Source organism: Kribbella sp. NPDC003505, from assembly GCF_040610875.1.
GTDB lineage: Bacteria > Actinomycetota > Actinomycetes > Propionibacteriales > Kribbellaceae > Kribbella.
Map to the genome: position 1 here is coordinate 408,637 of NZ_JBEXNA010000007.1, position 22,536 is coordinate 431,172.

Consider the following 22,536-nt stretch of genomic DNA (forward strand, 5'->3'; position numbering starts at 1 on the left):
GCTTCGGATACCCGCGTTGCAAGAAGTCGTCAGAGTCATGCAATTTCCGTAGCGCGGAAACCTCCCACCGCCCCGATGGAGGACTACCCGATGCATCGGAAGAATTTCTTGCGGCTCTTGCTGGCCGCCCTGCTCGTCGCCGCCGGTCTGCTGTCGGTCCCGACCGCCATGGCCGCCGACCTGACCAAGACGCTGACCGCCAGCAGTTCCCTCGGTGAATACCCGAGCGGCAACGCCGGCGACGGAAACCAGAACAGCTACTGGGAGAGCAGCAACAATGCGTTCCCGCAGTGGCTGCAGGCGGACCTCGGCGCCACGAAGGACGTCAACCAGGTGACGCTCAAGCTCCCGTCCTCCTGGGGGCCACGCACCCAGACCCTCACAGTGTCGGGCAGCGCGAACGGCTCCTCGTTCAACACGCTCGTCAGCAGCACGGCGTACACCTTCAGCGGCACCAACGTGGTCACGATCGACTTCACCAACACCTCGGTGCGCTACGTCCGGCTGACGTTCACCGCGAACACGGGCTGGCCGGCCGCCCAACTGTCGGAGTTCGCACTGGCCGGGCCTGGTGGCGGGCCGGTCGAACCCCCGACCGGCACGGACCTCGCCGCCGGCAAGGCGATCGAGGCGTCGAGCTCGGTGTTCGGCTTCGTCGCGACCAACGCCAACGACGGCAACGCCGGCACCTACTGGGAGTCGAACGGCTTCCCGTCGACCTTGACCGTCAAGCTCGGCGCGAACGCCGACGTCAGCTCGGTCGTCGTCAAGCTCAACCCGGACCCGGTCTGGGGCCCGCGCACCCAGAGCATCGAGGTCCTCGGCCGTGAACAAAGCGCGACAGCGTTCACGTCGGCCGTCGCGCGGACCAGCTACCAGTTCGACCCCTCGGCCAACCAGAACACCGTGACGATCCCGGTCGCCGGCCGGTACGCCGACCTTCGCCTGCAACTGTTCAGCAACACCGGCGCTCCCGGCGGCCAGGTCGCCGAGTTGCAGGTCTTCGGTACGGCGGCGCCCAACCCGGACCTCGTCGTGACGAACGTCGACTGGTCACCCGCCGCGCCGACCGAGTCGACGCCGATCAGCCTGACCGCGACCGTCAAGAACAACGGCTCGGCAGCCGCACCGGCCAGCAGCCTCAACTTCTTGCTCGGCGGCTCGGTCGCCGGAACCGCGAACGTCCAGGCACTCGCCGCCGGTGCATCCACCACGGTTACGGCCAGCGCCGGTACGCGTGCGCAAGGGAACTACACCGTCGCCGCCGTCGCCGACCCGGCCAACGTGGTCGTCGAGCAGAGCGACACCAACAACACGCTCCAAGCAGCGACCCAGCTGACGGTCGCCCAGGCCGCGGGGCCTGACCTCCAGGTCACCGGCATCACGGCCACCCCCGCCAACCCGGCACCCGGTGCCCAGGTCTCGTTCACGGTCGCCGTGAAGAACCGCGGTACGGCGGCCGCAGCGGCGAGCGTGGCGCGCCTGGTCGTCGGCACGACCACGCTCAACGGCAACGCGCCGTCGATCGCGGCCGGCGCCACCGCCAACGTGGCCATCAGCGGTACCTGGACCGCGGCGAACGGCGGCGCGACGCTCACGGCCACGGCCGATGCGGGCAACGCCGTTGCAGAGACCAACGAAACCAACAACACCTTGACCAAGTCGATGGTGGTCGGCCGCGGCGCCGCCGTACCGTTCACGTCGTACGAGGCCGAGGCGGGCAACTACACCGGCACCCTGCTGACCGCCGACGCGCAGCGGACCTTCGGGCACACCAACTTCGCCACGGAGTCGTCCGGCCGGCAGTCGGTCCGGCTGAACTCCGGCGGTCAGTACGTCGAGTTCACCTCGACCGTGCCGACCAACTCGATCGTGGTCCGCAACTCGATCCCGGACTCCGCCGACGGGCAGGGGCTCCAGGCAACGATCAGCCTGTACGTGAACGGCACGTTCAAGCAGAAGCTCACCCTGAGCAGCCACAACAGCTGGCTGTACGGCGACACCGACTCACCCGAGGGACTCACCAACACCCCCGGCGGCGACGCCCGCCGCCTCTTCGACGAGTCGCACGCCCTGCTCAACCAGTCCTACCCGGCCGGCACCACGTTCCGCCTGCAGCGCGACGCCGGCGACACGGCGGCGTACTACATCATCGACCTGGTCGACCTCGAGCAGGTCGCGCCGGCGCTGTCCCAGCCGGCCGGATGTACGTCGATCACGCAGTACGGCGCGGTGCCGAACGACGGGATCGACGACGCGGACGCCATCCAGCGCGCCGTGACGGACGACCAGAACGGCGTGATCAGCTGCGTCTGGATCCCCGAAGGCCAGTGGCGGCAGGAGAAGAAGATCCTCACCGACGACCCGCAGAACCGGGGTCAGTTCAACCAGGTCGGGATCAGCAACGCCACGATCCGCGGCGCCGGGATGTGGTACTCGCAGCTGTACTCGACGATCGAGCCGCAGAACGCGGGCGGGATCAACCACCCGCATGAAGGCAACTTCGGCTTCGATATCGACAAGTTCGTGCAGCTGTCGGACATCGCGATCTTCGGGTCCGGCCGGATCCGCGGCGGCGACGGGAACGCCGAGGGCGGGGTGGGGCTGAACGGCCGCTTCGGGACCGGCACCAAGATCAGCAACGTCTGGATCGAGCATTCGAACGTCGGGGTCTGGGTCGGCCGCGACTACGACAACATCCCGGAGCTGTGGGGGCCGGCCGACGGGCTCGAGTTCAGCGGGATGCGGATCCGGGACACGTACGCCGACGGCATCAACTTCTCCAACGGCACCCGGAACTCGAAGGTGTTCAACTCGTCGTTCCGGACCACCGGCGACGACGCGCTCGCGGTGTGGGCGAACAAGTACGTCAAGGACCAATCGGTGGACGTCGGCCACGACAACGCGTTCACCAACAACACGATCCAGCTGCCTTGGCGGGCGAACGGGCTCGCGATCTACGGCGGGTACGGGAACCGGATCGAGAACAACCTGGTGTACGACACGATGAACTACCCGGGCATCATGCTGGCCACCGACCATGATCCACTGCCGTTCTCCGGCACGACGACGATCGCGAACAACGCGCTCTACCGGTGCGGCGGGGTGTTTTGGAACGAGGACCAGGAGTTCGGCGCGATCACGCTGTTCCCGTCGAACCTCCCGATCCCCGGTGTCACCATCACCGACACCGAGATCCACGACTCGACGTACGACGGCATCCAGTTCAAGACCGGCGGCGGGGAGATGCCGAACGTTGCGATCAGCAACGTGAGGATCGACAAGTCGAACAACGGGTCCGGCATCCTCGCGATGGGCGGCGCCCGCGGCAACGCGAACCTGTCGAACGTCACGATCACCAACTCCCGCGACGGCGACATCCTGAAGGAGCCCGGCAGCACCTTCACCTTCACCGGGCAGTAGCAGCCGCTACCCCGAGGCCCAGCACCTCCGCACGAGGTGCTGGGCCCCAGCCTTTACGGGCGGTAGACGTGGACGTAGTCGATCTGCATCGACCCGGAGCTGACCGTCGGCGGGATCTTGCCGTACACGAACAGGTCGAGGATCAGCGCGTCACTGGCGCCGGCGGTGTAGGCGCCCTGCCGGCAGATCTCCTTGCCGTCGAGATACCAGACGGTCTCGTCGGGGCCGAGTTGCTGGGCGATTGTGTGCCAGTCGGCGGTCAGGTCGGTCGGCGACTGGTAGGTGCACCCGCCACCGGGGGACTGGTGGTTGGTGAGATACAGCGCCCGATGGTTGTCGCTGTAGAACTCGTACGTGTCCTGCTCGTTCGAGCCGTTGCCGTTCCAGGTCCACGTGGACGGCCAGAATCCCTTGTCCGCCGGGAGTTTCAGCCTGGTCTCGACGTAGTCGCCGGTCTTCACCGCGAACGACCGCGACGGCTCGTGCCCGCAGGCCTGCCCGGTCGTGATCAGCGCGCCGGACCACTCGTACCCGGCCGCCGGGTTGTTCTTCCGCGCGGTCATCGTCAGCTTGCCGTCGCTCACCGAGAGCGCGTCCCAGGTGTGCCACTCGAGCTGCTGGTTGCCCTTGTTGCCCAGGCACTGGTCGGCTTCCGCGTTGGAGTGGATGGCCCACTTCGTCCGGTCCATCGCCGTACCGTCGAACTCGTCCGCGAACACCAGCGTGCCGGGGGCGGCGTCGGCGGCCCGCAGCGGGACGACGAACAACCCCAGCACGACCAGAGCCGTAAGTAACTTACGCATCAGGCAAGCCTCTCCGTCGGAAACCAACGGATCAAACAGTCGCTTGATCAGGGCTTGGTTGTCAACTCCTGGATGCCGATCACGTCCAGCAGCCGGATCGCCTGCTCGGACGCCGATCCCGGCTCGGCCGTGTACAGCACCACGCGCTGGTCGCGCTCCGGCACCACCAGTACCTCGCAGATCACGTCGACCCGCCCGACCTGGGGATGGAAGATCGTCTGGCACAGCGACTGCTGCCGCCCGACCTCGTGCCGCGCCCAGATCTCCGCGAACTCCGGGCTCCCGGCCAGCAGGTCGTCGACGAGCCGGGCGATGGCCGGATCGTTCGGGTAGGTGCTGGTGGCCGCCCGCAGATCGGCGGCGGCATCACGGGCGAACTCCCGGGTGGCCTCTTCGCCGAACAACTCGGTCTGCCGGTCGGTGAGGAAACGGAGCCGGAGCAGGTTCCGGTCCCGCGGCGGGAGCGCGGAGAAGTCCGTGATCAGCGCCGCGGCCAGCGGATTCCACGCGAGGACGTCGTACTTCGCGTCCAGCACCAGTCCCGGGACGTCGAGGCGCGCGAGCATCCGCAGTACGCCGGTCCGCACCTCCGTCGGCGGGCCGGCTGGCGGACCGGGCTGCTCGCCGGCGAGCCGGAACAGGTGATCGCGCTCGTCGTCGGACAACCGCAGCGCGCGGGCGAGACCGGTCAGCACCGCGCGGGACGGGCGCGGGCCGCGGCCCTGCTCCAGACGGGTGTAGTAGTCCGTGGACATCGTCGCGAGGCTCGCCACCTCCTCCCGGCGGAGCCCGGGCGTCCGGCGGCGCAGGCCGGCGGGCAGTCCGACGTCGGCGGGGCGCAACGCCTCCCGTCGTACCCGGAGGAACTCCGCCAGCCCGTCGCGATCCATGGTCCCAGGATCCCAGGCACGCGCACGGCCAAACAGGGACCGCCGATCCCAGCCTCGGCCGACTCTGCCTCGCCGGGCCCGATCAACTCAGGGTGGACGGCATGAACACGACGAAGATCGCGCTCGTCACGGGCGCCAACAAAGGCATCGGCAAGGAGATCGCACGACAGCTCGGGCAGGCCGGTTTCACCGTGCTCGCCGGGTCGCGGGACCCGGAGCGCGGCGAGCTCGCGGTGAAGGAACTGGTTGCCGAGGGCCTGGATGTGGTCGGCCTCCACCTGGAGGTCACGGACGAGCAGTCGGTGCGGGCAGCTGCCGAGCGGGTCGCGGCGGAGTACGGGCGGCTCGACGTCCTGGTCAACAACGCGGCGATCATTCCCGAGGGCGACGACGCGGTCTCGCGGATCGGCGCCGCGGTCCTGCGATCGGCGTTCGAGACCAATGTGCTCGGGCTCGTGCGGGTCACGCAGGCGTTCCTGCCGCTGCTCCACCAGGCCGAGGCGGCCCGGATCGTGAACCTGTCGACGTCGCTCGCATCGTTCGAGCAGGTCGGCGATCCGGAGTCGCGGATGTCGACGGTGCTGACGCTCGGCTACAACGCGTCGAAGGCGGCCGTGAACATGGTCACGGTCATGCTCGCCAACGAGCTGCGCGGCAGCGGCATCCTGGTGAACGCCGCCGACCCCGGCAACTGCGCGACCGACATGGGCGGCTGGACCGCGGCGCGCACGCCGGCGCAGGGCGCGGCCGTCGCGGTCCGGCTCGCGACCCTCGGTCCGGACGGCCCGACCGGACAGGTGTACGCCGAGGAGGGCCGGCTGCCCTGGTGACGGAGCGTCAGACGATCGCGCCCGACCAGGCGAGCGCCTGCTTGAGCAGCTGACCCCGACCGCCCTCCATGTCGTTGAGGAGGCTCGGGGCCAGCGCCTCCTCCGGGGTCAGCCAGGTGAGTTCGAGCGCGTCCTGACGCGGGTTGCACTCGCCGGTGACCGGTACGACGTACACCAGGGCGACCGCGTGCTGACGCGGGTCGTGCAGTGGGGTCATGCCGGGGAACGGGAAGTACTCCGCGACCGTGACCGGGACCAGCGTCGCGGGCAGCCGCGGGAAGGCGGCCGGCCCGAGGTCTTTCTCGATGTTGCGCTGCAGCGCGTCGCGGATCGACTCGTTGTGCAGGACGCGCCCCGAGACCAGCGTGCGGGTGATCTCGCCGGTCGCGGCCGAGGTCCGGAGCAGGACCCCGATGTGCTCGATCCGGCCCGCCGGGTCGACGCGCGCCGGCACGGCCTCGACGTACAGGATCGGTACCCGCGTGCGGGTCTCGGCGAGCGCGAACTCGGAGAGCCAGCCGGGATTCGGGTCAGGCGTACGCAGCGACGAACTCATGGGGGACATCTTCGCTTACGGTCTGAAAGCGGACCGGTACCGGGAGGGGCTGAGTCCGAATGTCGAGCGGAATCTGCGGGTCGCGTGGCTCGGATCGTGCCAGCCGACCAAGGCCCCGATGGTGCTGATCGGGAGCTCGGTCTCGATCAGGAGGCCGGCGGCGCGTTCGGCGCGGACGCGGTTCAGGTACGCCATCGGGGACATGCCGACCGAGGTGCCGAAGAGGCGGATCAGGTACCCGGGCGCGAGGTTGACGGCTGCCCCGAGCTGCTCGAGGGTCCAGGGCGCGGCGAGGTCGGATTCCAGGAGACGCATCGCGTGCTGCACCGCCGGGTGCGGTGCCGGCCGCATGCCCGTGTCCGCGGGGATCAGGGCACCGGACAGGAGGCCGAACACGTCCGGCCCCAGGTAGGCGTTGCGGACGACCATGCCCTGGCAGTCGACGTACCCGTGCCACTCGCCCGGGCGGATCACCACCACCGAGTCCGGCGCGAGCTGGACCTCGCCGCCGGCCGATACATGTGTGCCCCGCCCGGCGACGACCACCGCGATCTCGAAGAAGGCGTGGCTGTGCACGGCGACGTCCGCGACCAGCTCGATCCGTTCGCCGGCGACCGGCAGCCTGAGGTCCGGGAAGACCTCACTGCTCAGCACGTTGTGCACGACCGACCTCCCAGGAGGTGAATTCCGGTCAACTGGCGGTCAACCTCGTCCTGTCGGTGCCGCCGCGGGTCCGCGACCCTGGAAACACCTTCCAGTACGACCGAATCCGAGGAGCCCTCGATGACCACGACCGACCCTACGGCACCCGCGGTGCTCGACGAAGAGATCATTTCCGCCTACCGCCGCGACGGCGTCGTCCGGATCCGGAACATCATCGGCCGTGACGAGGCGGCCCGGTTCGCGGCCGCCGCGGCCGAGTGGACCGCCCGCGCCGACGACCTGTTCAAGGAGTCGAAGATCTTCAACCAGTACGTCAACGTCTGGCGGCAGAACGACGTCCTGCGGGAGCTCACACTGGACAAGCGACTCGCCGCGGCGGCGACCGCGCTGGCCGGCGTACCGCTGCGGATCTGGCACGACCAGCTGCTGATCAAGCCGCCGCACAACGGCGCCGCGACCGAGTTCCACCAGGACGCGCCGTATTGGCCGCACGCCGGTTCGCGGGCCTCGTTGTCGGCCTGGGTCGCGCTCGTCGACGTACCGGTGGAGCGCGGCTGCATGACGTTCATCCCGGGCTCGCAGCATCACCAGGACCTGCGCAGCCAGGACCTGTCCGACCACGAGGACATGTTCCGCGCCGCGCCGGACCTGCGCTGGGAGGAGCGGCTGACGATCCCGCTGCAGGCCGGCGACTGCACCTTCCACAACGCCTACCTGGCGCACTCCGCGACACCGAACTTCACCGACGACCCGCGGATCGCGCACGTGGCGATCTACATCGACGCGGCGGCGACGTACACCGGTGCCGGCCACGTCGTGACCGACGGCGTCGGCCTGACCGTCGGCGAACCGCTCGAGCACGAGCTCTTCCCGGCTGTTTAGCGGGGGTCTGAGCGCCCTGCAATTTTTCACGGTGTGACATAAGTTGTCACCGTGCGTCTGCTCACCGACATCCGTCCGCTGCGTGAGTCCGCCGACTTCCGCAGGCTGTGGATCGGGTCGACGGTGTCGCAGCTCGGTCAGCAGATGACGGCGGTGACCGTCTCCATCCAGGTGTACGCGCTGACGCATTCGACGTTCGCGGTCGGGCTGGTCGGGCTGTTCTCTCTGGTCCCGCTGATCGTCTTCGGGTTGTACGGCGGCGCGATGGCCGACGCGATCGACCGCCGTACGCTCGCCCTGGTCTCGTCCACCGGGTTGTGGCTGCTCTCGATGGTCCTGGTGCTGCAGTCACACCTGGACTGGGGCCAGGTCGGGGTGCTGTACGCCGTCGTGGCCTGCCAGTCGGCCTGCTTCGCGGTCAACAACCCGGCGCGGTCCGCGATCATCCCGCGGCTGATCCGGCCCGAGCTGCTGCCGGCCGCGAACACGCTCAGCCAGGCCGCGTTCAACCTGGGCTTCACCGCCGGGCCGCTGCTCGGCGCGGCAGTGATCGCCTGGCAGGGGTTCGCGGCGGCGTACCTGGTCGACGTGATCACGTTCACCGCCGCGCTGTACGCGCTGTTCCGGCTGCCGCCGGTGCCGCCGACCGGCGCCGTACGGCGGGCCGGGCTGCGCTCGGTGCTCGAAGGGTTCACGTTCCTGCGCGCGGCGCCGGCGTTGCTGGCCACGTTCCTCGCCGACATCCTCGCGATGGTGTTCGCGCAGCCGCGGGCGCTGTTTCCGGCCGTGGCGGGAGCGTTCTTCGGCGGCGGCGTCCGGACCGTCGGGCTGCTGCAGGCCGCGCCGGCGATCGGGGCGCTGATCGGCGTGATCTTCTCCGGATGGGTGACCCGGGTGCGCCGTCAGGGTGTGGCGATCGTGCTCGCAATCACGGCGTACGCCGCCGCCGTCGGGCTGTTCGGGCTGTCGCGGACGATCTGGCTGGGCGTCGCGCTGCTCGCGATGTCCGGGGCCGCCGACATGGTCAGCTCGGCGTACCGGAACACGGTGCTGCAGTCCGCGGCGCCGGACGCGATGCGTGGGCGGCTGCAGGGGGTGTTCATCGTGGTCGTGGCCGGCGGGCCGCGGCTGGGGGACTTCGTCGCGGGGACGACGGCGTCGCTGACCAGCCCGACCGTCGCACTGCTCGGCGGCGCCGCGGTCTGTATCGCCGGGCTGCTGATCCTGCTGGCCCGGAACCGGCCGTTCCGGGTGTACGACTCGCGGACCCGGGCGCTGAGCTGAGGCACGCCTGCTCACAGCGTGACGCGCATCACTCGCCCAGCTGTCAGGAATTGGCGGGCTGTCCGGTTCAAGGGACAAATCCGAACCGGACTGGAGATGAGAACAATGAGAGTGCTGGTAGCAGGAGCGACCGGAGCTATGGGCACCGAACTGGTGCCACGTCTGGTGGACGCGGGTCACGAGGTGTTCGCGATGATCCGTAGCGAATCCGCCAAGGTCAGGGCCGCACAGCTGGGTGCCGTCCCGGTGCTGGCGGATGCACTCGACCGCGCCCAGGTCGAGGCGGCCGTACGCCAGGCCGCGCCAGAGGTGATCGTCAACCAACTGACCTCCATCGGGCACGTCGACACCCGCAACTTCGAGCGGAGCTTCGCCGCCACCGGCCGGCTGCGGATCGAGGGCAACGACAATCTGCTCGCGGCCGCACGAGCCGCTGGAGTACGACGCTTCGTCGCCCAGAGCAACGGGGCCTTCACCTACGCCCGCACCGGCGGGCCGATCAAGAACGAGGAGGACCCGCTCGAGTTCGCACCGATCAGCCAGATGGCCTCGATGATTTCCGCGATCAAACATCTGGAGAACGCGGTGCTGAGCGCCGACTGGACGGAGGGCATCGTGCTGCGCTACGGCGGGTTCTACGGGCCCGGCACCTCCATGGCTCCGGGCTCTGAGCAGTTCGAGATGATCCGCAAACGCAAGTTCCCGGTCGTCGGCGACGGCGCCGGGGTGTGGTCGTTCATCCACATCGCCGACGCCGCCGAGGCCACGGTCGCAGCGGTGCAGAACGGCGGTCGCGGTGTCTACAACATCGTTGACGACGATCCCGCACCGGTCTCCGAATGGCTGCCGGAACTGGCGGCGATGCTGGGCGCCAAGAAGCCGATGCGCGTACCGCGGTTCGTCGGACGCCTGGCCGCCGGAGAGGCCGGCGTCGTGCTCATGACCGAGCTGCGCGGCGCATCCAACGCCAAGGCCAAGCGCGAACTGGGCTGGCACCCGGGACACCCCACCTGGCGCAAAGGCATGCTGCCTTGACGTGACTCGTCGAGCAACCTGCCTCGGCAGATGAATCGGGGAGGCGAGCGCCGGTCGCAGGGCAACCGTCCGACGAGGACGACTGCCCTGTGGATCCCCTGGTCGACATCGAGGATGTCGACCAGGGCCACGGCTGGCTATCAGCCGCCGGTCGCGAGCTTCTTCAGCACCGTGAACCAGGAGTCCATGTCCGGGTTGATCTCGGTCATCGGCTTGTCGTCGACGGTGACGAGCTTGCGGCCGCCGAGCGGCTCCTTCAGCTTGATCGGCGTCATCGACATGTTGCTGTCCTCCGGGCAGGGTACGTCGACGTCGATCGTCACCCGGATCTTGTCCTCGAGTTGCTCGACCTTGAGGTCCGACGCGCACTTGCCGACGGTGCCGATCACCAGATCCGCCTCGTCGTACTTGGGAGCGTTCTGGATCCACTTCAGGTACTTCGGCTTCTTCCCCTTGATCAGCTGGTAGTACTGCGCCGGCTGGGGGTGCTCCTCGTCCGGGGTACCGCTGCCGTCACCGATGAAGGTGCCGTAGATCTTGTCGATGCACGGATCCTTGTCGTCCGGGCCGTCGATCGCCCCGAACGCTCGCGCGGCCTTGTAGCAACCGACCGCCTCGCGGTTCAGCGAGATGTTGAAACCGATCAGTGCGACCGCGCCGACGACCATCGCGATCGCCAGCATCCGGCGCGACTTCAGCTGCTGCGGGCCGAGGATGCCGGCCGCCCGGCGGGCCTCCTCGGGGGTCGCGTCGTCCGGCACCGGGGCGGTGCGGAACAGCGCCGTGATCGAGCTCGTCCACTGCGGATTGATGATCGTCGGAACGGCATAGACCAGGATCAGGCCCACGATCACGACGACGGCGGGGAGCAGCGACCAGTAATTTCGCACGGCAGCAAGATACGGGCCCATCGGGCCGCGACCGAATAACGGATACGCTAACAAGGTGCCAGCCGAGACCTCGCAGACGCTCGACCGGGGACTCACCGTCCTCGAGTTGCTCGCGGACGCCCCCGACGGGCTCTCGATCACCGAGCTCGCCGCGGCGCTGCGGGTCAGCCGGACGGTCGTGTACCGGCTGGTGAACACGCTGGAGCTGCACCGGCTGGTGCGCCGCGACAGCGAGGGCCGGGCCCGGCTCGGTCTCGCCGTGCTGCACTACAGCCGCCGGGTGCAGCCGACGCTGCGGGACGCCGCGCTGCCCGTTCTGCGCTCGCTGGCCGAGGACACCGGCGCCACCGCGCACCTCACGGTCGCCGACGGTGAGGAGGCGCTCGCGATCGCGGTCGTCGAGCCGAGCTGGACCGACTATCACGTGTCCTACCGGATGGGCTCCCGGCACGCCCTCGACCAGGGCGCCGCCGGCAAGGCGATCCTGGCCGGCCGCCGCAAACCCGACCCCGCCGGCCGCCCCTTCGTCGTCACCTCCGGCGAACTCCAGGCCGGCGCCCAAGGCGTGTCGTCACCCGTCCTCGGCGTCCCCGGCGTCGAGGCCTCCATCGGCGTGGTCGTCCTCGGCAAACTCGACCGCGACTTCGTCGGCCCTCGGGTAGCCCGAGCCGCAGTAGAAGTCGCCAAGCGCCTCGCCTGAACCGGACCCCCGGCACTCACCAAGCTCACTTCTGCGGACCATGCCCCGCCTGGCGACCGGACGGGTACGCCGTTCCGGGCCGGTTAGTGAGTGGTCGAGGTCCGGGTCGCCGCCTCGACCAGGGGAAGTACCCGGTGCGGGATCTGTTCGGCCAGGGCGATCACCGTCGAGGCTCGTTGGATGCCTCGGACGATGACGACCTGGTCGATGACGCGTTGGAGGTCGGCGTTGGAGCGCGCGACGATGCGGCACCAGAGGTCCTCAGCGCCGGTGATGGTGTGGACCTCGAGGACCTCCGGGATCCGCGCCAGCGCCTCGGCGACCGTGGTGTGACCTGAGCCCTGCTCGATCTGCAGGGTCGCGAACGCGGTCACCGGGTAGCCGATCGCGCTGGTGTCGATGTCGGGGCCCCAGCCGCGGACCACGCCGTCGCGCTGCAGCCGGTCGAGACGCGCCTGGACGGTGCCGCGCGCGACCCCCAGCCGGCGGGATGCCTCCAGTACGCCGACGCGCGGCTCGGCGGCGAACAACCTGAGGATCCGGGCGTCCAGCGCATCCACCGCCATGGCATCCCTCCGCAGTTAGTCAGACTGACCAAATAGCCTAGCAATCCTGACTAATCAGTGTGCAGACTGCCTGGTGAAACAAGGAACTGTTGCGCAACCTGCCTCCCACGAACAAGGCTCGGCCTACCGATCCGAATCCGGAGGAGCAGCCGATGACCAGCACCGACCTCACCCCCGCAGAGCTCGACGCCGATCTCGACCTCGACCAGCTGAAGCAGCTCGTCGGCCTGGTGCCGTACGACGAGAGCACCGACCCGTTCCCGGTCACCGCGATGGACGCCGTGGTGTTCGTGGTCGGCAACGCCACGCAGACCGCGAAGTGGTACCAGCTCGCGTTCGGCATGGACCTGGTCGCCTACTCCGGCCCCGAGACCGGGTCCAAGGACAGCAAGGCGTTCGTGCTCAAGTCCGGCTCGGCCCGTTTCGTGATCTCCGGCGGTGTCGCCCCGTCGAGCCCGCTGCTCGACCACCACCGCAAGCACGGTGACGGCGTCGCCGACCTCGCGCTGGAGGTGCCGGACGTCGACAAGTGCATCGCGCACGCCCGCAAGGTCGGGGCCGTCGTGCTCGAGGAGCCGAACGACGTCTCCGACGAGCACGGCACGATCCGCCGCGCGGCGATCGCGGCGTACGGCGACACCCGCCACACGCTGATCGACCGCAGCAGGTACCACGGCCCGTACCTGCCCGGCTTCGTCGCGGCGAGCACCCGGGTGACCCGGCCCGAGGGGCACCCGAAGCGGCTGTTCCAGGCCGTCGACCACGTGGTCGGCAACGTCGAGCTCGGCAAGATGGACGAGTGGGTTGCCTTCTACAACAAGGTGATGGGCTTCGTGAACATGGCGGAGTTCATCGGCGACGACATCGCCACCGACTACTCCGCGCTGATGAGCAAGGTGGTCGCCAACGGCAACCACCGGGTGAAGTTCCCGCTGAACGAGCCGGCGGTGGCGAAGAAGAAGTCGCAGATCGACGAGTTCCTGGAGTTCTACGACGGCGCCGGCGCGCAGCACATCGCGCTCGCGACCAACGACATCCTGCGCACCGTCGACATCATGCGGGCCAACGGTGTCGAATTCCTGAACACCCCGGACTCCTACTACGAGGACCCGGAGCTGCGGGCCCGGATCGGCGAGGTGCGGGTGCCGATCGAGGAGCTGCAGTCGCGCGGCATCCTGGTCGACCGCGACGAGGACGGCTACCTGCTGCAGATCTTCACGGCGCCGATCGGCGACCGCCCGACGGTGTTCTACGAACTGATCGAGCGGCACGGCTCGCTGGGCTTCGGCAAGGGCAACTTCAAGGCCCTGTTCGAGGCGATCGAGCGCGAACAGGAGCGCCGCGGCAACCTCTGAGGCAGGTTTGACGATCAAAAGCTTGCCAAAAGCAACTGGACACGGCGTGTCGCTGTCCGATTACCGGAATGACTGTCCGGGCAGGCTCCGTTCGCGTAGTGTGCCTTCCTGAGTGCGCGTCGGGGCGTGCATTCAGGAAGGGTTTCGTCATGAAGACACTGAGCATTCTGCTCAGCACCGCCGGCCTGGCCGGCGTGGGCGCTCTCGCGTTGTCCGCCCTCCCGGCCGAGGCGGCCACGGCCGCCAGCTGCTCGGGCGCGAGGTCCATCGCATCGGCGCCGATGCTGCGTAATCATCAGCCGCCCAGCTGGGGCACGGTCCGACTCGTCCGCGACAGTTGTTACCAGTACTGGGCGGAGATCACCATGGCGTCGCCGCTGGTCGCCAACGCGAAGGCCAACGCCTTCCTGGTGCAGTACGGCGGCGGCAACAACGGACGGGTGCTCAGCTGCGACAGCAGCGGCGGCAACGGCGCGGTCATCCAGGGGCAGCGCACCTGTCGCACCCCCAAGGTGAAGGCGACCAGCGGCAGCATCACGTTCGCCGCGATCGGCCGGGAGTACCACAACTACGGCGGCGGCTACGAGGAGATCTCCGAGAACGTCACCAAACGCACGCGTTGAGACAAGGGTGCACGGTACCGCGGAGTAGTAACTAGGCTCGGCTGTATGAGTGAGGTTGTCGAGCAGCTGCGTCAGGTACTGCCACCCGAGGCGCTGGTGACGGATCCGGACCGGATCGAGAGCTACCGGTACGACCGGGCGATGTTCTGCCCGGCGGGGACGCCGCTCGCCGTCGTGCTGGCCCGGGAGACCGCGCACGTCCAGGCGGCGGTGCGGATCGCGAACGAGAACGACGTACCGATCGTGCCGCAGGGCGCGCGGTCCGGCCTGTCCGGCGCCGCCAACGCGCTCGACGGCTGCATCGTGATCTCGCTGGAGAAGATGGACCGGATCCTGGCCATCGAGCCGGTCGACCGGTACGTCGTCACGCAGCCGGGCGTCTACAACGCGGTCCTGTCCCGCGCGGTCGGCGAGCACGGGTTGTTCTACCCGCCGGACCCGTCCAGCTGGGAGTTCTGCTCGATCGGCGGAAACCTGTCCACGAACTCGGGCGGCCTGTGCTGCGTCAAGTACGGCGTGACCACGGACTACGTGCTCGGCCTGGAGGTCGTGCTCGCCGACGGCCGCGTGCTGCGGACCGGCCGGAAGACCGTGAAGGGCGTCGCGGGGTACGACCTGGCGAAGCTGATCGTCGGCAGCGAGGGCACCCTCGGCATCATCACCGAGGCGACCCTGATGCTCCGCCCGGCAGCGGCCAAGCCGAAGACGATGGCCGCGCTGTTCGGCTCCGGCGTCGAGGCCGGGAACGCGATCCTGGAGATCATCCGCAGCGGCGTCTCGCTCAGCCTGCTGGAGATCATGGACCGGACGACGATCCGCGCGGTCAACAAGTACAAGCGGATGGATCTGCCCGACGAGGCGGCCGCGATGCTGATCGCGCAGTCCGACGCGGGCGGCGAGGCCGGCGCGGCCGATGTCGCCGCGGTGGCGAAGCTGTGCCGCGACCACGGCGCGCTGGAGTGCATCGAGGCCGAGGACGACGCCGAGGGCGAGCTGCTGCTCGAGGGCCGCCGGGCGGCGCTGACCGCCCTGGAGGAACTCGGTACGACGATGATCGACGACGTCGCCGTCCCGCGCTCGCGGCTGGCCGAGTTCATCGGCCGGATCGAGCAGCTGTCCGCGGAGCTGGACATCACGATCGGCGTCCTCGGGCACGCCGGCGACGGCAACATGCATCCGACGGTCGTCTTCGACCAGACCGATCCGGCCCAGGCCGAGCGCGCCCAGGTCGCGTTCGACCGGGTGATGGAGATCGGGCTGGAGCTCGGCGGCACGATCACCGGTGAGCACGGCGTCGGCGTCCTGAAACGGACCTGGCTGGCCGAGGAGATCGGTCCGGTGGCGCTCGACGTCCACCGCGCGATCAAGAACGCGCTGGACCCGAAGAACCTGCTCAATCCGGGGAAAGTCGTCGCCGGATGACACTGTGACGCAACCGCAATAGAACTGCCGGGGCCACTCGACGTCCGTGCCCGTCGACTGTGACGTCGGGCCAGGACCATGGAAGTGAGGACGTGTACGAATTCGCGGGGGGACCGGATGCAGGGTAGGAGGCGCCCGATGGGTCTGTGGCGCCGCACCGTGCTGCCTGCTGTCGCCGCCGTGGTCGCGACGGCAGTGCTGTCCGCGTGTGCGAACGGCGGCGGTCTGCGGGTCGAAGGGCCTGAGTCGCCCCCGCCGGACACCCCGACGCCGACGGTCGCGTTCGGTACCAACAGCACTTCCCCGCACCCCGGGCGGACCCCCGAAGTGGCCGTTGACCTGTACAAAGTCCGGGCCGCGCTGCTCGCCGACCCGCGGCTCGGCAGGTACCCGCGGTCGGTGCTCTCGAATTGCACCGTGATTTCGCGTTGCCTCAGCAGGGGTAAGACCGTTGATGTATTGCACAGCGGTACACCCCAACAGATAATCCTCATCCATACCCTGGAGAAGTTCGTCTTCGGTATCTTCCTGATCGCCGTCGGGCCCTCGGGCCCGCGACCGGTCTGGATCCTGGACGTCGAGCAACCGACCGTGAACGCCAGCCCGCAAGGTGACCTGGTGGTCGAGTCGAAGATCTGGACGATCGACGACCCGGTCTGCTGCCCGTCGGGCCGGCGGGTCGAGGTCTACCGTTGGAACGGCCGGCAGATGATCAAGGTGAGCTCGACGGATCAGTAGGGAGACTGAAGTTCGTGGTACCGGAAGAACCGGCAGCGCAGATCCTCATGGTCGAGGACGACGCGGTGATTCGTGAGGCGACCCAACTGACCCTCGAGCGTCACGGCTACGACGTGACCACGGCCGAGGACGGCCTGGAGGCGATCGAGCGATTCGAGAAGATCCACCCGGACGTCGTGATGCTGGACATCATGCTGCCCGGGCTGGACGGGATCTCGGTGTGCCGACGGATCCGCGAGACCAGCACGGTCCCGATCGTGATGGTCTCCGCCCGCGGTGACGCGCTCGACGTCGTCCTCGGCCTGGAAGCGGGCGCGGACGACTACGTGACCAAACCGTTCGACACCCAGGTCCTGGTGGCACGGCTGCGGGCGGTGATGCGGCGCGCGGTCTCGGACCCGGAGCGCCCGGCTCCGGCGGCCGGCTCCGGCGTGGAGTCGTTCGGCGACCTGGAGCTGGACCGCGAGGCGCTGGAGGTGCGGCGTGGCGGCCAGACCGTCCAGCTGACGCCGACCGAGCTCAAGCTGCTCATCGAGTTCGCGAACAACCCGGGTGTGGTGCTGAGCCGGTCGACGCTGCTGCAGCGGGTCTGGGACTACGAGTGGGGTGGCGACGGCCGGCTGGTCGACGTCCACCTGCAGCGGCTGCGGACCAAGATCGGTGCCGACCGCATCGAAACCGTCCGCGGCTTCGGGTACAAGCTCCGGGCCTAGCGGATGGGCCCTGAGTGATGGGACTGCGCGGCAAGCTCGGTCTCATCTTCCTGCTGGTCTCGTCGCTCGCGATCCTGGTGCTGTGCGTCGCGGTCTACACCCAGGCCCAGTCGGCCCGGCTGGACCGCACGCGCAGCTTCGCCGACGAGCGGATCCAGCTCGCGGCGCAGAGCTACGACACCAACGACGTACCGGTGTTCGGGGCGAAGGTCGACGATCCGGACCTGCCGCCGCAGCTGCGCGAGGCCGTGCTCGAAGGCAAGCGCGCCACGTTCAAGACCGGATCGCCGCACGCGAAGATGTGGGCGGCGGTCGCGGTCAAGGACGGCAAGGTGCTCTCGATCGAGCAGGACTACGAGAGCACCGACGACTCGATGAAGGCGTTGCAGCAGGCCTTGATCCTCGGCGGGATCGGCACCGTGACACTGGTCGCGCTGGTCAGCGTGATCCTGGCCGGCAGCCTGTCGAAACGGATCGTCGCGGTCGCGGGCACGGCGCGGCGGATCGCGGCCGGCGACCTGGACGCGTCCGCGGCGGAAGCCGTCGGCAAGGGCAAGGACGAGGTGCAGTCGCTGGCGACCGCCCTGGACACGATGGCGAGCTCGCTGCGCGGTCAGCTCGAGGCAGAGCGGCGCTTCACCGCGGACGTCGCCCACGACCTGCGGACGCCGGTGACCGGCCTGACCACCGCGGCCGAGTTGCTTCCGCCGGGCCGTCCTAGTGAGCTGGTGCGCGACCGGGCCAAGGTACTGCGGCGGCTGGTCGAGGATCTGCTCGAGATCGCGCGGTTCGACTCGGGGGTGGAGCAGGCCGACCTGGAGCTGGTCGGCCTCGGTGCGTTCGTCGGCTCGGCGGTCGGTCGGTTGCGGATGCAGCAGGCGCTCGCCCCGGACAGCGTGGTCGTGTGCCAGGCGGGGCCCGACGAGACGGTGTCGACCGACTCCCGGCGGATCGAGCGGATCCTGGCCAACCTGATCGTCAACGGGCTGCGGCACGGCAAGCCGCCGGTCGAGGTCACGGTCAGCGGCCGGACCGTCGAGGTCGTTGACCATGGCAACGGGTATCCCGAGGAGTTGATTGCCGAGGGCCCGCGCCGGTTCCGGTCCGGGATGGCCGAGCGCGGTGTGGGGCACGGCCTCGGCCTGACCATTGCCGCCGGCCACGCCAAGGTGCTGGGCGCCGAGCTGACGTTCGGCGAGGCGCCGGGCGGCGGCGCGCTCGCCCGGCTGGTTCTTCCGGCCGGACCTGAGACGGAGCCGTAACAACCTTTGCCGGTAGGTCCGCGCCGGTCTCGGTGACCATCACCAAGTAGCCCGCACCACGGGGTTGAGGACAACGCACGGGGTCTGGAGACAGGCAATTTCCTGTCTCCAGACCCCGGCGGCTGTTCCCTGACCCGCGTCAGTGCACGCCGTAGACGTTGAACTCCGCGGCGGAGCCGAAGACGGCGCCGTTGAGCGAGCTGGTGCCGACGAACTTCACGTACCGGCCGGGCTTGGGCGTGAAGTCCAGCTTCTGGACGGCGGTGGAGTTCGGGAACTGGCCCGTCGCGACCGGCGTACCCCAGTCCTGGCCGTCGGCGCTGACGTAGATCTCGTACCCCTTGAACATCCCGTTCGTGCCGCTCTGCCGGGGCAGGTAGCTGAATCCGTTCACCTGATACGTCGATCCGAGGTCGAGCGTCATGTAGTGCGGGTATCCGGCCGGCGTACTGACCTGCGACCAGGCGGAATGCCAGATGGTGCTGGGGTTTCCGTCCAGCGCCATCGTCGCGGCGCCGCCCGTGGCGACGTCCTCGCTGCTGACGTCCACCACCTTGATCCGGGACTGCGGAACGATCCCCGGCGGCAGCACGGTGGCCTCGGCGCTGATCGTCGCCTGACCACCCGTCGCGGTCAGCGGGTACTTGCCCTCCGGCGTACCGGCCGGGGGAGTCACGTCCCACGTCGTCGTGACGCTGGTGCCCGCGGCAACGGTCGCGTACGTCGCCGGCGTGGTCGCGGTGACGATCCAGCCGTCGGGCGCGGTGAGGCCGAGCGTGATGTTGTTCGCGGCAACCACATCGTTGTTGGTGAACGTGGTGGTCACCGTGTTCGCCTCGCCGGACACGAGACCGGTCAGCCCGGACACCGCGACCGAGGTGCAGTCCGCCGGCTCCGACGTGGTCCCGAGATCGGTGACCGCGAAGTTGTCGATGACGAAGTCGGCCTGGTCGCCGCCGTCGGTGAGCTTGCGCAGACCGACCCAGTAGTCCCCGCCGCACCCGGCCACGAACTCCTGGCCGAACGTCGCCTTGGTTCGCTGCTCGCCGATCGGGGTTGACTTCACCTCGACGGACGCCGGCCGGTCGACACCCTGGACCCACGCGTACTGGCCGGCGCGGCCGCTCTCGTAGTCGAAGCTGACCTTGTACTTGTGGCCCGGCTGGAAGTTCACCGTCCACGGCGCGGTCCGGTAGACGAGGCCCTGGTTCTCCTCGTGCGACTTGAGCGACCAGTTGCCGTCGAGCACGTCGTCGACGAGCTTCCCGTTCCAGCCCGCCTGGGTGTACGGCGCGTGCTTCGGCGCGAGCACCGTCCGTGGATCCGTGACGCCGCCGGCATCACCCTTCACGAACGGGCCCCAGCCCTGATCGACGTTCTCGAAGTCGTCGACCAGCCCTGCCGCAGCACGCTGGGTCTCCACGACCCGGACATCATCCACGCGCACCTGCGGCGCGCCTGCAGCTGCGGAGATGGTCAGGTCAGCGGTGCTTCCCTTTGCTTCGAAGAGGACTCGCACCCGCTGGTAGTACGCCTCGTGCTTGTCGTCGGAGGCAACCATGTTCTGCGCAGTCGAGCGGCTGACCTGGTTGCGGACGCCGTCCACGGCGAGTGTCGTCGTCCGTGACTTTCCGGGTTCGACCTCCACCCACGCGGACGCGCTGTACGTGCGACCGTCGGTCAAGCCGGTCAGACGCTGGCGGATCGACGATGCCTTCGTACCGAGCTGGGCCACGTGCTGGCCGTTCTCGAGGCCGGCGATCTTCGTGCCGCCGGTGGGGTTCCAAGCGTCCAGGTTGCCGGCGTTGAAACCGGGGTCCTGGACATGGCTGCTCTCACCCCAGGCAGGGTTCCTCGGGCTGGGCGCGGCCACCGGGTAGATCACGTACGGCTTGCCCGGGATCGCGTCGAGCGTGACGGTCCCGTGCTGGGCCCGGATGGTGGTCGGCTTGGTGCGGCCGGTGTCCGACAGTTGGTAGGCGGTGAAGGTGCTGACGCCGGCGAATGCGGCGGGCAGTTGCCAGGTGGTGCGGCCGCCGGCCGGGTTGTAGTGGTACAGCTTCTTGTTGTTGTCCCAAGGCAGCAGGTACTTGTCGCCGTCGAGCACCTTCGCGTTCCCGGCGTACACGGTCCGCTTGCCGTTCTCCACCGCACCGCGGATGCCGCCGCTGAAGGTGATGTCGGTGCTGTTCCAGTCCAGGATCTTCTGCTGCTGCAGGAACTTCGCGGGCAGGTTGCGCTGCCAGATGTTGGCGTAGAACGCGTTCCAGTCGGTCTCCCCGGTCCAGCCCTCGAACTCGACGATGGCGGATTGACCGAGGATCGGGTCGCTGTTCCAGACGTCCTTCTCGTGGTTGCGGACGAACCGGATGATCTTCGAGTTCAGGCCCTTGTTGGTCGGTCCGCCGTAGTCCAGGTCGTTGGCCCAGTGCGACCACAGCGACGTCCGCTCGTGCCGGTCGGCCCACTCGGTCGCGACCTGCCAGCCCTGGCCGGCGAGCTGCCGGGTCAGGCCGTCGGCGAGCCAGCCGGACTGGTAATACACGTCGATGTAGAGCTCCTGCAGGTTCTTGTCGGTCTCGTCGCGGAGCTGCTGGAACCGCTTCACGATGTTGCCGGAGGCAAGATCCGGACGCTGCTTGATGTAGTAGCTCTGGTTCAGCCAGTTCCAGCCCTTGGCGTTCTTGTCGATGAGCTCCTCGCTGAACGCGTTGGCCTCGGGGTAGGACTCGGTCGCGTTCACGTGGACGCCGAACGCCGCGTTCCAGGACTTGCCCTGCGTCAGCAACGTGTTCAGGTCCGTGAGGCCGCCGGCGCGGGTGTTGTAGTTGCCGCCGTAGTCCGGATGGGCGGAGTCGTGGCCCTCGGCACCGTACCCCTTGAGGATCGCCAGCTGGCCGAGGCCGTCGGTCGCCAGCGAGATCCGCTTGACGTCGTCGAGCGTGCGCAGGAACGGGTGCGTGGCCTGGCTGGCGAAGTTGAACGGGATGTGCGTGACCACCCGATTCTTCACCTGGTCGCCGCCGTTCGGCTCGGTCATGATCGAGCGGAACGCGACCGCGCCGTCCTCCCAGTCCACGGTCTGGTCCTGGTTCGCGTCGGGGGTGACGACGACCTTCGCCCAGGGCAGCGCCTCGGTGTACGGCGACGTGTCGGCGCGGTACGTCCACTGGCCGCTCCAGACGCCGACGCGGGTGCTGCCGTCGGAGGCCTTGCGGGCGCGGTGCCAGAACCGGGCGCCGTCGTCGACCGACTGCCCGGACGGCTTGTCGTACGTCGAGTTCGACTCGATGCCCGCCGCCAGGCCGCTGGTGTTGACGAATGCGTACGTCGCGCCGGTCGCGGCCGCCTCGCCCGGAGTGGCCGCGGTGATCGGCGTGATCTTGTCGGCCGTGCGCGTCGAGTCCGGGTCCAGCGTGGTGAACGCGGTGGTCGCGCCGGCGTCCGTGCTCGCCACCGAGACCAGGTCGTGGTCGGGGATGTCGATCGTGTGCACGCGGCTCGCGTCGGTGTCGCGCACCGCGTCGATCGCGAACGTCGTCACCCGGCCGGCCAGGCTCAGGCTGGCGTCCAGCTCGACACCGGGCAGGGCGTCGAAGGCCAGCGTGTACGACGCGCGCCCGCCGTCGACCGCCGGCGCCGCCGCGAGATGCGCGGTGCGGGCCGTGCCGTCGATCGTGACCGTCGAGAGCGCGTCCGGCTGTCCGCCGAGGGACTGCCCGGAGGCGTTGTCGACGTACTTGATCACGCGCGGGAAGTCCGACCCGACGGTGACCGTCAATTCCGCGGACCGCAGCGTCAGCTCACCGGCGGCGTGCGCCCCGGAGGGCACGCTCAGCACACCGGCGGCCAGGGCTACAGCCAGTACTCCACACCCCACTGAACGTTTCATGTCGAGAAA

General features: G+C 68.9%; 19 protein-coding genes. 12 read left to right on the top strand and 7 right to left on the bottom strand.

Translation table 11 applies throughout. The annotated features are described in order from the left end of the window. The first annotated feature begins 90 nt into the window (after nucleotides 1-90). Entirely contained in the window at nucleotides 91-3,423 is a 3,333-nt protein-coding gene (locus ABZX12_RS25965) for a CARDB domain-containing protein (RefSeq protein WP_355697131.1), read from the top strand. A 53-nt stretch (nucleotides 3,424-3,476) separates the two neighbouring features. Here ABZX12_RS25965 and ABZX12_RS25970 read toward each other — a convergent pair whose 3' ends face one another. Next, nucleotides 3,477-4,226, bottom strand: a complete 750-nt coding sequence (locus ABZX12_RS25970; RefSeq protein ID WP_355697133.1) for a glycoside hydrolase family 16 protein — start codon at nucleotides 4,224-4,226, stop codon at nucleotides 3,477-3,479. Between the two features lie 47 nt (nucleotides 4,227-4,273). Continuing rightward, complete coding sequence (locus tag ABZX12_RS25975; RefSeq protein ID WP_355697135.1) at nucleotides 4,274-5,116, bottom strand: helix-turn-helix transcriptional regulator; 843 nt, start codon at nucleotides 5,114-5,116, stop codon at nucleotides 4,274-4,276. 101 nt (nucleotides 5,117-5,217) lie between these two features. Here ABZX12_RS25975 and ABZX12_RS25980 point away from each other — a divergent pair, with 101 nt between their 5' ends. Beyond that, nucleotides 5,218-5,946, top strand: a complete 729-nt coding sequence (locus ABZX12_RS25980; RefSeq protein ID WP_355697136.1) for an SDR family oxidoreductase — start codon at nucleotides 5,218-5,220, stop codon at nucleotides 5,944-5,946. A gap of 7 nt (nucleotides 5,947-5,953) precedes the next feature. On the opposite strand, the gene ABZX12_RS25985 is transcribed toward ABZX12_RS25980, so the two are convergent. Next, entirely contained in the window at nucleotides 5,954-6,502 is a 549-nt protein-coding gene (locus ABZX12_RS25985) for an NUDIX hydrolase family protein (RefSeq protein WP_355472868.1), read from the bottom strand. A 15-nt stretch (nucleotides 6,503-6,517) separates the two neighbouring features. After that, complete coding sequence (locus ABZX12_RS25990) at nucleotides 6,518-7,165, bottom strand: AraC family transcriptional regulator (protein ID WP_355697137.1); 648 nt, start codon at nucleotides 7,163-7,165, stop codon at nucleotides 6,518-6,520. 120 nt (nucleotides 7,166-7,285) lie between these two features. Between ABZX12_RS25990 and ABZX12_RS25995 the strand changes: the two genes are divergently transcribed. The 3 genes from ABZX12_RS25995 to ABZX12_RS26005 all read left to right on the top strand — a co-directional run bounded on the left by ABZX12_RS25995 (nucleotide 7,286) and on the right by ABZX12_RS26005 (nucleotide 10,366). Next, nucleotides 7,286-8,047 (top strand): phytanoyl-CoA dioxygenase family protein, encoded by a 762-nt coding sequence (locus ABZX12_RS25995; RefSeq protein ID WP_355697138.1) that lies wholly within the window; start codon nucleotides 7,286-7,288, stop codon nucleotides 8,045-8,047. 51 nt (nucleotides 8,048-8,098) lie between these two features. Beyond that, nucleotides 8,099-9,331, top strand: coding sequence for an MFS transporter (locus ABZX12_RS26000; protein ID WP_355697140.1), 1,233 nt, complete (start codon nucleotides 8,099-8,101; stop codon nucleotides 9,329-9,331). 105 nt (nucleotides 9,332-9,436) lie between these two features. Next, nucleotides 9,437-10,366 (top strand): NAD(P)-dependent oxidoreductase, encoded by a 930-nt coding sequence (locus ABZX12_RS26005; protein WP_355697142.1) that lies wholly within the window; start codon nucleotides 9,437-9,439, stop codon nucleotides 10,364-10,366. 140 nt (nucleotides 10,367-10,506) lie between these two features. Here ABZX12_RS26005 and ABZX12_RS26010 read toward each other — a convergent pair whose 3' ends face one another. Continuing rightward, nucleotides 10,507-11,256, bottom strand: coding sequence for a hypothetical protein (locus ABZX12_RS26010; RefSeq protein WP_355697143.1), 750 nt, complete (start codon nucleotides 11,254-11,256; stop codon nucleotides 10,507-10,509). A gap of 55 nt (nucleotides 11,257-11,311) precedes the next feature. Between ABZX12_RS26010 and ABZX12_RS26015 the strand changes: the two genes are divergently transcribed. Further along, the gene (locus ABZX12_RS26015; protein ID WP_355472859.1) at nucleotides 11,312-11,956 is read left to right on the top strand and encodes a helix-turn-helix domain-containing protein; all 645 of its coding nucleotides are present in this window, start codon (nucleotides 11,312-11,314) and stop codon (nucleotides 11,954-11,956) included. Between the two features lie 83 nt (nucleotides 11,957-12,039). Here ABZX12_RS26015 and ABZX12_RS26020 read toward each other — a convergent pair whose 3' ends face one another. Next, entirely contained in the window at nucleotides 12,040-12,522 is a 483-nt protein-coding gene (locus ABZX12_RS26020; protein ID WP_355697145.1) for an Lrp/AsnC family transcriptional regulator, read from the bottom strand. A 152-nt stretch (nucleotides 12,523-12,674) separates the two neighbouring features. Between ABZX12_RS26020 and hppD the strand changes: the two genes are divergently transcribed. From hppD to ABZX12_RS26050, 6 genes are all read left to right on the top strand, one after another. Next, nucleotides 12,675-13,877 (top strand): 4-hydroxyphenylpyruvate dioxygenase, encoded by a 1,203-nt coding sequence (gene hppD / locus ABZX12_RS26025; protein WP_355697147.1) that lies wholly within the window; start codon nucleotides 12,675-12,677, stop codon nucleotides 13,875-13,877. 149 nt (nucleotides 13,878-14,026) lie between these two features. Then, nucleotides 14,027-14,500, top strand: a complete 474-nt coding sequence (locus ABZX12_RS26030; RefSeq protein WP_355697148.1) for a hypothetical protein — start codon at nucleotides 14,027-14,029, stop codon at nucleotides 14,498-14,500. A gap of 45 nt (nucleotides 14,501-14,545) precedes the next feature. Then, nucleotides 14,546-15,922: an FAD-linked oxidase C-terminal domain-containing protein gene (locus ABZX12_RS26035; RefSeq protein WP_355697150.1), complete on the top strand. Its 1,377-nt coding sequence runs from the start codon at nucleotides 14,546-14,548 to the stop codon at nucleotides 15,920-15,922. A 138-nt stretch (nucleotides 15,923-16,060) separates the two neighbouring features. Beyond that, nucleotides 16,061-16,660 carry a hypothetical protein gene (locus ABZX12_RS26040; protein ID WP_355697152.1) on the top strand — a complete coding sequence of 200 codons (600 nt, stop codon included), beginning with the start codon at nucleotides 16,061-16,063 and terminating at the stop codon, nucleotides 16,658-16,660. Nucleotides 16,661-16,674: 14 nt separating this feature from the next. Next, nucleotides 16,675-17,373 (top strand): two-component system response regulator CseB, encoded by a 699-nt coding sequence (gene cseB / locus ABZX12_RS26045; protein ID WP_355697154.1) that lies wholly within the window; start codon nucleotides 16,675-16,677, stop codon nucleotides 17,371-17,373. 17 nt (nucleotides 17,374-17,390) lie between these two features. Further along, a complete protein-coding gene (locus tag ABZX12_RS26050; RefSeq protein ID WP_355697199.1) occupies nucleotides 17,391-18,635 on the top strand; it encodes a HAMP domain-containing sensor histidine kinase in 1,245 nt (414 codons plus the stop codon). A gap of 139 nt (nucleotides 18,636-18,774) precedes the next feature. Here ABZX12_RS26050 and ABZX12_RS26055 read toward each other — a convergent pair whose 3' ends face one another. Further along, nucleotides 18,775-22,527, bottom strand: coding sequence for an endo-alpha-N-acetylgalactosaminidase family protein (locus tag ABZX12_RS26055; protein WP_355697156.1), 3,753 nt, complete (start codon nucleotides 22,525-22,527; stop codon nucleotides 18,775-18,777). Nucleotides 22,528-22,536 lie beyond the last annotated feature (9 nt).

What these genes read in the sequence shown, in the direction of transcription:
- ABZX12_RS25965 (WP_355697131.1), top strand. Translation starts at nt 91, where the DNA reads ATGCATCGGAAGAATTTCTTGCGGCTCTTGCTGGCCGCCCTGCTCGTC.
- ABZX12_RS25970 (WP_355697133.1), bottom strand. Translation starts at nt 4,226, where the DNA reads ATGCGTAAGTTACTTACGGCTCTGGTCGTGCTGGGGTTGTTCGTCGTC.
- ABZX12_RS25975 (WP_355697135.1), bottom strand. Translation starts at nt 5,116, where the DNA reads ATGGATCGCGACGGGCTGGCGGAGTTCCTCCGGGTACGACGGGAGGCG.
- ABZX12_RS25980 (WP_355697136.1), top strand. Translation starts at nt 5,218, where the DNA reads ATGAACACGACGAAGATCGCGCTCGTCACGGGCGCCAACAAAGGCATC.
- ABZX12_RS25985 (WP_355472868.1), bottom strand. Translation starts at nt 6,502, where the DNA reads ATGAGTTCGTCGCTGCGTACGCCTGACCCGAATCCCGGCTGGCTCTCC.
- ABZX12_RS25995 (WP_355697138.1), top strand. Translation starts at nt 7,286, where the DNA reads ATGACCACGACCGACCCTACGGCACCCGCGGTGCTCGACGAAGAGATC.
- ABZX12_RS26005 (WP_355697142.1), top strand. Translation starts at nt 9,437, where the DNA reads ATGAGAGTGCTGGTAGCAGGAGCGACCGGAGCTATGGGCACCGAACTG.
- ABZX12_RS26020 (WP_355697145.1), bottom strand. Translation starts at nt 12,522, where the DNA reads ATGGCGGTGGATGCGCTGGACGCCCGGATCCTCAGGTTGTTCGCCGCC.
- hppD (WP_355697147.1), top strand. Translation starts at nt 12,675, where the DNA reads ATGACCAGCACCGACCTCACCCCCGCAGAGCTCGACGCCGATCTCGAC.
- ABZX12_RS26030 (WP_355697148.1), top strand. Translation starts at nt 14,027, where the DNA reads ATGAAGACACTGAGCATTCTGCTCAGCACCGCCGGCCTGGCCGGCGTG.
- ABZX12_RS26035 (WP_355697150.1), top strand. Translation starts at nt 14,546, where the DNA reads ATGAGTGAGGTTGTCGAGCAGCTGCGTCAGGTACTGCCACCCGAGGCG.
- ABZX12_RS26040 (WP_355697152.1), top strand. Translation starts at nt 16,061, where the DNA reads ATGGGTCTGTGGCGCCGCACCGTGCTGCCTGCTGTCGCCGCCGTGGTC.
- ABZX12_RS26050 (WP_355697199.1), top strand. Translation starts at nt 17,391, where the DNA reads ATGGGACTGCGCGGCAAGCTCGGTCTCATCTTCCTGCTGGTCTCGTCG.
- ABZX12_RS26055 (WP_355697156.1), bottom strand. Translation starts at nt 22,527, where the DNA reads ATGAAACGTTCAGTGGGGTGTGGAGTACTGGCTGTAGCCCTGGCCGCC.